Here is a 12,783-nt window from a genome sequence, read left to right on the forward strand (position 1 = left end):
GGAGTTCGGTCAGTCCCCGACCATGATCGTGGTGAGGACGGCGGCGAGATAGCCCGGGTCGCGCACCCCGCACAGCTCGCGCGCCGAGTGCATGGAAAGCCCCGGCACCCCGACGTCCACCGTGGTGACGCCGAGGCGGGCGGCCGTGAGCGGGCCGATCGACGTACCGCAGGGCATCGCGTTGTTGGAGACGAACGGCTGCCAGGGCGCCCCGGCCCGCTCGGCGGCCGCCGTGAACATCGCGATGCCGGTGGAGTCGGTGGCGTACCGCTGGTTGACGTTGACCTTGACCGTCGGGCCGTCGTTGGGCAGCGGGCGGTGGTCGGGGTCGTGCCGCTCGGAGTAGTTGGGGTGCACCGCGTGCGCCATGTCGGCGGAGACGCAGAACGCGCCCGCCAGCGCCCGCGACCAGTCCTCGTCGCTGCCGCCGCGCGCCGACACCGACCGCGACAGGATCCGCTCCAGCAGCGGGCTCTGCGCACCCGTCTCGGAACCGCTGCCGACCTCCTCGTGGTCGAAGGCGGCCAGCACCGGGACGAAGGACGGCTGCGTGGCCCCTGTCGCCGCGTCCACCAGCGCGGTCACCCCCGCGTGCACGGAGACCTGGTTGTCCAGCCGGGAGGCGACCACGAACTCCCGGTCCACGCCCAGGTATCCGGGCGGCTGGATGTCGTGCAGCATCAGGTCCCAGCCGAGCACATCCGCCGGGTCCTCCCCGGCGGCCGCCGCGACCCGGCGCAGCAGCTCGCCCTCCCGCGGGTCGCCCAGCGCCCAGATCGGGGCGATGTGCCGCTGCCGGTCCAGCGCCACGCCCTCGTTCACCGCACGGTCCAGATGGATCGCCAACTGCGGTACCCGCAGCAGGGGTTCGTCGATCTGGACGAGGCGGCCGCGCGGGGTGCCGCCGGGGCCGCGCAGGGCGAGCCGGCCGGAGATGCCCAGATCGCGGTCGAGCCAGGTGTTCAGCGGAACCCCGCCGTAGATCTCCACCCCGATCTGCCGCCAGCCCGAAGTCCCGGTGTCCGGTGCGGGTTTGATCCGCAGGTTCGGCGAGTCGGTGTGGGTGCCGACGATCCGGAACGGAGTGTGGGCGGGCGCGCCCTCGGGGACGTACCAGGCGATCAGCGCCCCGGCACGGCTGACGAAGCAGCCGCCGGTCGCACCCGTCCAGTCGTCCGTGCCGCGCAGTTCGCGGAACCCGGCCTTCTCCAGACGCTGGGCCGCACTGGCCACCACATGGTAGGGGGAGGGGCTGGCGGCGATGAAGGCGAGCAGGTCGTCGGTGTGGCTGCGGTGGGGGGCCGGAGTCATACGGCGTCCGCCTTTCCGGTGTTCGGCAGTGACTGAGAGGGGGGCTCCGCGAGGAGCTCCCGCACCGGCCGGTCGGGCCGGGCGCAGAACTCCGCGAGCAGATCGGTGTACGACGCGAGAAGGGCGTGGGCGGTCGCGTGGTCCCACAGGTCGGTGGAGAATTCCAGGAACGTTCGATAACCCTTCGCGGCGTCACGTCGCGGCGCAAGCCCGAAGCACAGCTCGCTGCGGGAAAGCGGCGGTGCCAGATCGGCCACCTCCACCCGGAGCCCGGGTATCTCGATGTCCGTGTCGACGGAGTTCTGGAACGCCAGGACGTGCGGCACCCGGTCGGGGACGCTGACAGCGCCCGCGTCCCGCATCGCCTGCATGATGCGGGCGGTGGGCAGCACATGCGCCATGGCGCCGAGCGCACCCGTGCCCGTACGGACCGCAAGCTCCGCACAACTCTCGTCAAGATTGGCTGAATCCAGTCGTACGCGGACCATCACCGCGGTGGACGTCATCGCCACGAGCGACTCCGACGCGGTGCCCTCCCGGTTCGCGTACGGCACGCTCAGCAAGGTGTCCTCCTCACCCGACAGCCGGGTCAGGAACACCCCGAGAGCCGCCGCCGCGACCGCGAACGGAGTGGTGCGCCGCTCGGCCGCCAGCTCCTCCACCGCCTTGCGCACCGCACCCGACGCGACCCCGCGCACCGTGTCCCCGTGCCCGCTCAGCTTCTGCGGACGCGGCCGGTCCGTCGGTACGGGCACGGCGGCCGGCACCCCGTCCAGATAGCGCGCGCAGAACGCGGCCCGCTCCGCCTCGGCCCCGGGATCGTGGTGCTCCCGCTGCCACCGGGCGTATCCGGGCGCCTGCATCGCCGGATCGGGCAGACCGTGCGGGACGCCCGCGGCGGCCGCGGTGTACAGTGCCGCGATCTCCGCGAGCAGTACGGACAGCGACCAGCCGTCGGCGCACACATGGTGCAGGACGAACATCAGCTCCCAGCGGTCCTCCTCGACCCGCAGCAGCCGCAGCCGGGGTCGCAGCGACCGGTCCAGGTCGAAGGGGGCCGCCGCGTCCGCCCGGCACAGGGCGTCCGCCCGGGGGCGCCGCTCGGCGGCCGGCAGCCCGGTCAGGTCCTCCACCGGCAGGGCCACCGGCTCCGCCGCCAGCACCTCCTGCCACCACGGCCCGTCCGGCGCCCCCTCCTGCGTGAACCGGGTCCGCAGCGCGTCGTGCCGGGCGATCACCTCGGAGACGGCGGACCGCAGGGCCGCCGGATCCAGCGCCCCGGTGAACGTGATCCGCGTCGGTACGTTCCACACGGCGGGGTCGGGCATCATGTGGTGCCCGGCGATCATCCGGGCCTGCTGGTCGCTGACGGGGGCGCGGTCGACGACGACGGCCGCTTCCGCCGCCGGGGGATCCTCGCCCGCCAGCTGCTCGGTCATGGCCCGCAAGGTGGCGTCGGCGAAGAAGTCCGCCAGCGGGTAGTCGACGCCGAGCGTGTCCCGGACCCGGTTCACGAGGCGGATCGCGGCGATCGAATTGCCGCCCAGGTCGAAGAAGTTGCCGTCGGCCGGAGCGTCGCGCACATCGAGGACGGACTCCCAGACCTCACGGAGGAGGGCGGCGGTGGTGGCCCCGGCCTGCTGCTCTGTGCCCGGAGCCGCCGCGACCTGCTGCTCCGTGCCCGGGTCCACCGGCACGTCCGCCCGCACGTCCGCCCGCGGGTCCGTCAGCGCGTCCAACTGCTCGTCCAGCTCCGCGAGATACCCCTCCGCCGTCGCCGCGTCGAACAGGTCCGCGTCGTGGCGCAGCCGCAGCCGCAGGCTCCCGTCACGGCGCTGGGTGGCCATCAGCGCCAGCTCCAGCGGCGCCGACTCCGTTCCGGCCGCCACCTCCTCCGTACGCAGCCCGGGCAGTTCGATTCCGGCCAGCGCCGCGCGGTCCAGATCGACCGAAACCGTCACCAGCGGCCGCGGATTCCCCGGGTCCGGACGGACGGCGGCCAGCAGCGCGTCCAGGTCCACCCCGCTGTGCTCGTCCGCCGCGAACAGCGCCCGGCCGGTGTTCCGTACGGCCTCCGCCGGCGAGGTCGCGTCCGTGGCGGCCAGCGGCAACGGCAGCAGCGCCACATGGAAGCCGACCGCGTCAGCCGTCTCCGGCCGCCGCCGCCCGAACGTCGTGCCCAGCAGAAACGCGTCCTGCCCCGACCGCCGCCGCAGCACCAGCTGCCAGGCCGTGCACAGCGTGGCGAACAGGGTCACCCCCTGCTCGCCGCTCCACTCCCGCAGCCTCTCCGTCCGCTCCCGGCCCACCGTCCGGGCCACCGCCCCGCCGCGCCCCGCCACCCGGCGGCCGCGCGGCCGGTCCGTCGGCAGGGCCGGCACCGGCGGGCCCTCGGCCAGCAGCTCGCGCCACCAGGTCAGGTCGGCCGGGTCGTACGCGGGCTCGGGGGCCCCGACGGTCGTCCCGGCGGGCCGCTCGAAGACCGGCGGGCGTCCGGCGCGGGCCGCCGTGTACAGCTCCCGGAGGTCACCGGCGACCAGCGCCGCCGAGTGCGCGTCCGTGATGATGTGGTGCATGCCCAGGACCAGGACATGGTCGTCCTCGGCCAGCCGGAGCAGCCGGGGGGTGAACAGCGGCCCCTCGGCCAGGTCGTAGGCCCGGCCGCTCTCCTCGGAGAGCAGCGCCCCGATCGCCCGCCCGGCGTCCTGCCCGCCGGCGTCGGTGACCGTCAGCGGGATCCGGAGCCCTTCCCGGACGACCTGGACGACGCCTGCCTCCGCCTCGCCCCGGAACACCGTCCGGAGCCCCGCGTGCCGCTCCACCAGCCCGTCGACCGCCGCCCGCAGCGCCGGCACGTCCAGCGGCCCGCGCAGCCGTACGGCCTGGGTCTCGTTGTACGCCGCCGGGTTGGCCATCAACTGCGCGGCCAGCCACAGCCGCCGCTGCGCCGAGGTGGCGGGCGCGACGGTGTCCCGGGCCTCAGGCCCCCGCGCGTCCCGCTCCCGGGCCTCAGGCCCCGGCGCGTCCCGCTCCTGCGTCCGGCGGCGCAGCAGGTCCAGGTGTTCCAGCCCCGACCGCAGCCGCTCGCGGTCCATCCCGAAGTCGACCAGCGCGGCGATCTCGTCCACGCCCGCCCCGTGCAGCGCGTCGACGAACGGCGCGACGCTCTCGGGCGTACCGATCAGGGCCCGCTGGTCGCAGTAGCGGTCGTAGGCCCGGCGGAACAGATAGTCCAGGTCCTCCTCGCTCGCCGCCGCCACGTCCTCGCGCCGCTGCCCCGCCGCCGTGGCCGCCGAACGCATCAGCAGCGAGGACCGCAGATAGCGCACCATCGGCTCCAGCGCCTCGGCCCGCGCGGTGGCGTGGTCGTCGCCGAGATACGTGTGCACCAGCACCGTCACCCGCCCGGCCGCCGGGTCGAGCCCGCACGCCGCCCGCGTACGCCGGTAGTGCGCGATGTTCGCGGCCAGTTCGTCCACGCTCTGGCTCATGAGGTTGGTGACGACGCCGAGGCCGCGCCGGGCCGCGTCCTCGTACGACGCGCGCTGCCCGGAGGTGGCCAGGAAGAACGGCGGCTCCTCCTGCACCGGACGCGGGCGGATCCGGATCTCCGCCTCCGCGCCCTCGCCCGTGCGCCGCCGCACCGCCTCCCCGCGCCACAGCCGGCGCACCTCGTCGAGGTGGTCGAAGGCGATCCGCCGCCGGTCCGCGAACCGGTCCGGGTGCAGGGCGAAGTCCCGGGCGTGCCAGCCGGTGGCGCAGCCGATGCCGACCCGGCCGCCGGAGAGGTTGTCGACCACCGACCACTCCTCGGCGACCCGCACCGGATCGTGCAGCGGGAGGACGACCGAGCCCGCGTTGATCCGGACGCGTCCGGTCTCCCGGGCCACGGCGGCGGCGAGCACGGACGGGTTCGGGAAGATCCCGCCGAAGGAGTCGAAGTGCCGCTCGGGCAGCCAGAGCGAGGAGAAGCCGTGCTCGTCGGCGAAGCGCGCGGTCTCGAAGAGGGTGTCGTACGCCTCCGGGGCGCCGCTCCCGTCGGCCTCGGCGGTCTCCGGGTAGTCACCGAAGAAGTAGAGGCCGAAGTCGGGTGCGGGGCGCGGCACTTCGGGCCGCTGTACGGCCGTGGGGCGGGCGGACCGGGGGAAGAACCCGCCGTCGCGCAGCTCCCGCAGCGAGCCCTCCACCGCCTCCGCGACCCGGTTCACGTCCTCCTCCGTATGGGCGGTGGAGAGATAGAAGCTGCGCCACTCCCATACGTACACACCGCGCAGTTGGAGGTGGTGGTAGAGCAACTCCAGGTCGGCGCGGTGCTTGAAGCGGAACATCGACCCGAAGTGGGTGAGTTCCAGCGGGAATTCCTCGTCGCGGAAGAAGGCGTTGAGCCGGTCCGCGAGAGCCTGCGTGCGGGCGTTCAGTCCGCTCTGGAGCCCGGGCCCCTGCTCGGTGAGGTGGGTGAGGACCGCGCGGGCCGCCGCCATCGACAGTGGATGCTGCATGTACGTGCCGCCGATGAACGTGGTCTCGCGCGAGGGCCCGCCCGGCTCCCCGTACCGCCAGAACCCGCCGTCCACCCCGTCGAGCAGATCCGCCCGCCCCGCCACCGCGCCGATCGGGAAGCCCGAGCCGAGCGCCTTGCCGTACGTGGCGAGGTCCGGCACCACGCCGAAGTGCTCCTGGGCGCCCCGCTGATGGGGGCGGAGCCCGGTCAGCATCTCGTCGAAGAGCAGCACGATGCCCCGGCGGGCGGTGAGTTCACGCAGCGAACGCACGAACTCCACCGGCCGCAGGCCCGGGTTGCGGCACTGCACGGGCTCGACGAGCACGGCGGCGATCGTGTCCCCGAGGGCGTTGATCGTCTCCAGGGCCTCCGCGCTCCCGTACTCCAGCACGATCAGCTCCGCCACCGCGCTGTCCGGGATGCCCCGGGACACGGGCACGGCGTGCTGCCCGGGACCGCCGGGGCGGCCGAGGACGGAGTCGATGTGCCCGTGGTACGAGCCCCGGAACATGACGACCTTGTCGCGCCCGGTCGCGGCCCGCGCCAGCCGGATCGCCGCCGAGTTCGCCTCCGTACCGGACGAGGCGAAGGCGACCCGTTCCATGCCGGTCAGCGAGGCGAGCAGGGCCGCCGCCTCGCCGGTGTCGGGGGACCGGGGGCCGAAGCGCAGCCCGTCGGCGAGATGGCGGCGCACGGCCTCGGTGACGGGCTCCGCCTCATGGCCGAGGAGCAGCGCGCCGAAGCCCATGGTGATGTCGGTGTACGGGTTGCCGTCCACGTCGACCAGTCGGGAGCCGTGCGCGGAGCGGGCCGCGACCGGGTACAGCATCTCCTTGGTGGCGTCCCGGAACCCCACGACGGCCCGGCTGTCGGCCAGCACCGAACGGTGCTTCTGGGCCAGCTCCTTGGAGGTGCGGGTGCGCTCGGTGAACCGGCGGATCAGGGAGGCGGTGTGGGCCCGCTGCGCCGCGTCGGCCCCCGCCCCGGCCATTCCGCCCGCCGCGTCGACGACAAGCCGGGGGCCGTGCGCGGTCTCGGCGGCGACGGCCGGTTCGGGCTCTTCCGCCGGGGCCCGGCCCCGGGCCGCCGCGAGCTGGTCGGTGAGCCTGCGGGACAGCTCCGCCGCTCTGGCCACGGCGTCGGCGGACGCACGCATGGTCGCGCTCGTCGCGCTCATCGTGTCTCCGTCCCGGTGCGGGCGGTCAGCAGCGCGACGGCCTCGGAGAGCTGGGTGAGCATCGCGGCCTGGGTCAGGGCCAGTTGACGTATCTGCTCGGAGAGCGCGGCGACCTCGGCCCGGGTGGCGTACACGGGCTCCTCGGGCGCGGGCTCGGAGGCGGGCGCTTGCACCTGGGTGACAGGCACCGGCACAGGCGCGGGCGTCGGTATGTCTGCGGCAGGCACCGGCTCCGCGGACGCGGATATCGCGGGAGCCCTCCGCCCGGCTATCAGCTCGGCCGTCAGCCGGGGCGTGCCCGCCTCCTCCAGGATCTCCCGCATGCTGATCTCCGTGCCGAACTCGGCCTCCAACTGCCGCACCATCCCGATGAGCTGGAGCGAGTCCGCGCCGAGGCCGACGAAGGTGCGGTCGGCGGCCACCTCGTCGGGCCGGTGCCCGAGATGGCGCGCGGTCAGCTCCAGCACCCTGTCCAGTACGGCCTGTTCGGTCATGCGGTCCTCCGTGTGCGGTGTACGAGGTGTGGTGCGAGGTGTGCGTGGCGCGGCGGGCGCCGGGGGTGTGTACGGGGCCGGGCCCCTCCAGTGGGAGCGGCGTCGGAAGGGGTACGTGGGCAGCCGGACGCGCCGGCCGCCGCAGCCGTCGAGCAGCGCGGCCCAGTCCACCCCGGCCCCGGCGCAGTGCAGTGCGGCCACCGCCCGCTCCCACTGCCGTGTCGGTACGCAGACCGCGTCCGGCAGCGACCGGCGGACCATCCCCGTCAGCACGGCGGACGGGCCCAGCTCCAGCAGCGGCGCGGCTCCAGGCGAGGAGGATCCGTCCGACGGGGGTTCGTCCGACGGCGGTCCGGCCAGCCGGTCCAGGACGGCGGCGAAGTCGGCCGTGCGGCGGGCCTGCGCGACCAGGTACGCGGCATCCGGCCGCCACCCGGCGGGGCGGACCGTGCCGTCGATACCGTCGACGAACTCCGTGTGCAGCGGCCGGAGTTCCGCCTTGTCGGCCAGCACCCGGAACTCCTCCAGCGCCGGGTCGAGCAGCGCCGTGTGGAACGCCCGGTCCACCGCCAGCACCTCGTACGCCTCAGCCCGGGCCGCCAGCAGGACCTTCGCCGCTTCCACCGCTCCCGGAGGGCCGCCCAGCACATGGTGGCCCGCGCCGTTGACCACGGCGAGCTCAAGACCGGGGACGGCGGCCAGCAGCTCCCGCACCCGGCTCCGGGGGACGAAGGCGGAGACCATCGCGCCCGGGGCCGACCGCTCCTGCATCAGCCGCCCGCGCCCGCACACCAGCCGCATCGCGTCCTCGGTGTCCAGCGCCCCGGCCACGCACAGCGCCGCGTACGCGCCGACGCTGTGCCCGGCCACCCGGGCCGCGGTGATCCCGAGCCGTTCCCACATCCGGGCCTGGGCGATCTGGAGGGCGAACAGGGCGGGCTGCGCGAAGGCGGTGTCCCACCGCTCGGGCCCCTGCCCGCCGACGATCCGGTCCAGGAAGTCGTCCCGCCCGGTCTCCTCCGCGTACACCCGGGCGCAGCTCTCCAGCACCTCGGCCACCACCGGGAAACGCGCGGCGAGTTCCGCGCCCATGCCCGGGCGTCCGCCGCCCTGGCCGCTGAACAGGAACACCGGCCGCCGTACGGAACCGGCGACACCCGTCGTGTACGCCTCGCCCGCCGGCGCCCCGGTCAGAAACGCGTCGAGCCCGGCCACCGGGTCCTCGGCCGTGACGACCAGCCGGTGCGGCAGCAGCCGCCGCCCGAGCGCGGCCGTGGTCAGCAGATCGGCGGGGGAGGGGCGGGCCCCGCCCGCCAGGTGGTCCCGCAGGGCGACGGCGTACGCCCGCAGCGCGTCCCCGTCCGCGGCCGAGAGCGGCAGCAGCGCGGGCACGGGCACGGGAGCCGCCGTCGGCGCGGCGGACACGGGCTCGGCCTCCGGCGCCTGTTCCAGGATCACATGGGCGTTCGTACCGCCCATGCCGATGGAGTGCACACCGGCTCGCCGCACTCCCGCCAGCGGCCAGGCCCGCTCCCGTACCGGCAGCAGGAATGGGCTGTCGTCCAGCGCCAGCGCCGGGTTGGGCCGGGAGTGGTTCACCAGCGGCGGGACCACCCCGTGCCGCAGCACCTCCACCGCCTTGATCAGTCCGGCGAGTCCGGCCGCGCTGTCCAGATGGCCGATGGCGGGCTTGGTCGAGCCGAGGGCGCAGAAGCCGGTCCGGTCGGTGTGCGCGCGGAACGCCTCGGTCAGCGCGGCGAACTCGATCGGGTCGCCCTTCAGCGTGCCTGTGCCGTGCGCCTCCACATAGCCGATCGACGCCGCGTCCACGTCCGCCGCGCGCAGCGCCCCGAGCACCGCGTCCCGCTGCCCGGCGACCCCGGGCGCGGCGAACCCCCCTTTGTCCGCGCCGTCGTTGGTGACCGCCGAGCCCAGGATCACCGCGTGCACGGTGTCGCCGTCCGCCAGCGCCCGCTCCAGCGGCTTCAGGAGGACGGCGGCCGCCCCGTTCCCGCCGACCGTGCCGTCCGCGCCCGCGTCGAACGCCCGGACCGTGCCGGTGGGCGAGAGCGTGGAGCCCTTCACCGGGACATGGCCGCTGACCTGCGGCAGATGCAGGGCGGCGGAGCCCACCAGCATCAGGTCCGCGTCCCCGGCGCGCAGCGCCTGGCAGGCCAGGTGGACCGAGACCAGGGCGCTGGAACAGGCCGTCGACACGGTGAGCGCCGGACCCGTCAGACCGAGCCGGAAGGCGGCCCGGGTGGCGGTGAAATCGGGGTAGTTGCCGACCTGGACCTGCTTGGCGGTCATCCAGTCGCCCGAGCCGGCCTCCGCCGCCAGGTTCGCCGCCAGATAACTGTGCAGCGAGTACAGGCGGTAGCCGGAGCTGCCGTACACCCCGATCCGTACGGAGCCGCCGTCCCCGCCGCCCGCGTAACGGTCCCCGCCACCCGCGCGGGCCTTCTCGCCTCCCGCGTAACCCCCGTCCTCCAGGGCGTGGAAGCAGCACTCCAGGAACAGCCGCTGCTGCGGATCGGTGAGCTCCGCCTCGCGCCCGCTCATCCCGAAGAACCCGGCGTCGAAGCCGTCCACCCCGGTCAGCAGCCCGCTCGCCCCGCCGAACCCCGGCCGCTCGTACTCCGCCGCCGGGATGCCGGCCGCGGCGAACTCGGCCCGGGTGAACCGGTGTACGCGCTCGGTCCCCGTCCGGATGTCGCGCCAGTACTCCTCGGGGGTGTCAGCCCCGGGAAACCTCAGCGCCGTCCCGATCACCGCGATCCGGTCGTCCCTCAACGGCTTCTTCCTTTCGCAGCCCCGCCCGCCCCGTACGCTCCGCCCGCCGCCGCAGTCCTGCCACCCTCAGCAGGAACACCACGGCGACGACGATGGCGGCGCCGTGGGACCAGCCCACCACGGCCAGCGGGGAGAACCGGTCGAGGGCCGCCGCCACCAGGATCATGCCGACGCCGAAACCGAGGTTCTCGAAAGTGGCCGAAAGACCGAAGGCGTGACCGCGCAACGTGGCCGGAAGTGTTTGGAGATGCGAGGTGTACGCGACCTCGGTGAGACCGTCCGCGGCCCCCGCGATCAGCGCGATCACCGCCGTGACCGCCAGCGGGAACCCGGCGAACGCCGCGATGAACGCCGCCGACATCACCACCGTGCCGTAGCCGAATCCGAGCGCCCCCACGGAGCGTCCGGTGCGCTGCGCGTACCGCTGGATCACCTGCTGGGCGCCGATGTTGCCGAGCGCCCACACACACCAGAACGCACTGACGAACACCGCAGGATTCGACGCGTCCAGCGAGGTGGAGTAGATCGGCAGCGCCGCGTTGTGGGACGAGGAGCCGAACGCGTCGACCCCGCGCAGGGCGACCATCAGGCCCAGGCCGGGCGCGGCGGCGAGCGCGAGGAAAGCCACGGGCCGCCACCGCGGGCCGCCCTTCTCGCTCTTCTCCGCCTGCTCGCTCTTCCCGGCCTTCCCGGCCTTCCCGGCCTTCTCGGTGCCGGGCGCCCCGACCGCGCTCGCCGACCCCTTGCCGCCCGCGATCGGCAGCAGGGCGACCGTGACCGCGCAGACCACGAACGTCGCCATGTCGAGCAGGAAGGCGGCGGTGTACCCCACGAGCGACACCACCACGCCCGCCGAGGCGAACCCCGCCACCATGGCCAGCGAACGACCGGTGATCGACAGGGAGTTGGCCCAGGCCCTGCGGTCCTCGCCGACCATCTCCGGGATCGAACTGCGCAACGCCACCATGAACAGCGTCCCGCACGCCCCGATCACCACCGAGACGGCCATCAGCGCCCCGGTCACCAGACTCTCCGGCGCCAGGATGAGCACCAGCATCACGGAGCCCTGTCCGACATTCGCCCACAGCATGATGCTTTTCGCGCTGAACCGGGCGAGCAGACCGCCCACGGCCAGACCGGCGACGAATCCGGAGGCGAGCCGCACCGCCATGAACAGCCCCATGGCCAGGGCCCGGCCCGTCGTCTCGTAGACGAAGAGATTGAGCGCCACCATATTCAGGAATGTGCCGTAGGAAGACACCGCGTATCCGGCGACGAGGAATCGAAAACGGCGCTCGGAGACCGCGGTGTCGCGGTCCTTCCCCCCGCCGCCGCCCGCCCCGTTCGCCTTCGGCCCGTCCGCTTCGTCGATTCCTGATGTCACCCGCACATACTCGTCGAGCGCGGGCGCCGGGCGGAGTGCCGCCGATTGCACAAAGGTAATCTGCATCCTTGTGAAGGACGATCATTCCCCCTCACCGGTATGTGATTGCCGTAAATCACCCTCGGACCGGTCGATACCGGAACAACCCTGCGAGGCGGCGCTCGCGGCCTATCGCCGTGCGCTGACGGAGGGCAGCCTCCCGGCCGGAGCCGCGCCCCGCTGCCTGCGCTCCCTGCATCTGATGGTGGCCGACCAGGAGTCGCCCGGCGACCTCATCCCCGTACCGCCGGAGACCGCCTCGTTCGCCGCCCTCGCCCCGATCGAGGAGGCGATCGTCGAGCAGCGCCGCACCCTGCGCTCCGCCCGCGCCACCCTCGCCGCCTTCGAGGGCCTCTACGCCGAGATGCACCGGCAGGAACGTCCCGCCCTCACCCGGCTCTCCGGCCAGGCCGTCATCAGCAAGGCCCTGGACGCCGGGGTCAGCGGCTGCCGCACCGAGGTCCGCACCGCCCACCCCGGCGGCGGCCGCCCGGCCCACATCCTCCAGGAGTCGCTCCCGCGCGACCTGGGCAACCTGCGCCGCGGCATCCGGCAGCGCACCCTCTACCAGCACACCGTCCGCTCGGACCGCACCACGCTCGCGTACATCGAGCAGGTGACCGCCGAGGGCGCCGAGATCAGGACGCTGCCCGAGGTCATGGACCGGTTCATCGTCTTCGACCGGGACCTCGCCTTCATCCCGTTCTCCGACGAACCCCACAGCGCCCTGCGCGTCCAGCACCCGTCCCTGGTCCGCTTCCTGGTCCGCCACTTCGACGAGGCGTGGTCCCGCGCGGTCCCGGTCCGCCCCGAACGCGCCCCGCTGCGCACCCCCGTCGTCACCTCCGACCTCCAGCGCGCCATCCTCCAGGCCGTCGTCAACGGCGAGACGGACGCCTCCATCGCCCGCCGGATCGGCATGAGCCGCCGCAGCGTCGCCGAGCACATGCGCAAGGTCTCCGAGCAGCTGGGCAGCAACAGCCGGGCGCAGCTGGGCTATCTGGTCGCGACTTCGGGCCTGCTGGACGACTGAGAGACGCCGAAGGGGCCTGCCCGGACGGGCAAGCCCCCTCTGCCGCACTGT

Annotated in this window: 5 protein-coding genes; 1 reads left to right on the forward strand and 4 read right to left on the reverse strand. The window is 74.0% G+C overall.

The window, feature by feature from the left end; all coding sequences use genetic code 11:
• Window positions 1–9: 9 nt before the first annotated feature.
• The 4 genes from ACSMXR_RS24410 to ACSMXR_RS24425 are packed head-to-tail and all read right to left on the reverse strand — an operon-like array spanning window position 10 to window position 11,648.
• The gene (locus tag ACSMXR_RS24410) at window positions 10–1,311 is read right to left on the reverse strand and encodes a M18 family aminopeptidase (RefSeq protein ID WP_473169913.1); all 1,302 of its coding nucleotides are present in this window, start codon (window positions 1,309–1,311) and stop codon (window positions 10–12) included.
• Window positions 1,308–6,989, reverse strand: coding sequence for a MupA/Atu3671 family FMN-dependent luciferase-like monooxygenase (locus ACSMXR_RS24415; protein ID WP_473169914.1), 5,682 nt, complete (start codon window positions 6,987–6,989; stop codon window positions 1,308–1,310). Before ACSMXR_RS24415 ends, ACSMXR_RS24410 begins: the two co-directional genes overlap by 4 nt.
• On the reverse strand, window positions 6,986–10,276 hold the full coding sequence (locus ACSMXR_RS24420; protein WP_473169915.1) for a type I polyketide synthase: 3,291 nt from the start codon (window positions 10,274–10,276) through the stop codon (window positions 6,986–6,988). The genes ACSMXR_RS24415 and ACSMXR_RS24420 overlap by 4 nt, the downstream gene beginning before the upstream one ends.
• Window positions 10,221–11,648: an MFS transporter gene (locus ACSMXR_RS24425; RefSeq protein WP_473172438.1), complete on the reverse strand. Its 1,428-nt coding sequence runs from the start codon at window positions 11,646–11,648 to the stop codon at window positions 10,221–10,223. The genes ACSMXR_RS24420 and ACSMXR_RS24425 overlap by 56 nt, the downstream gene beginning before the upstream one ends.
• Before the next feature lie 82 nt (window positions 11,649–11,730).
• Between ACSMXR_RS24425 and ACSMXR_RS24430 the strand changes: the two genes are divergently transcribed.
• A complete protein-coding gene (locus ACSMXR_RS24430; protein WP_218524909.1) occupies window positions 11,731–12,732 on the forward strand; it encodes a LuxR C-terminal-related transcriptional regulator in 1,002 nt (333 codons plus the stop codon).
• The last annotated feature ends 51 nt before the right edge of the window (window positions 12,733–12,783 follow it).

The organism is Streptomyces sp. DSM 106670 (assembly GCF_055792845.1).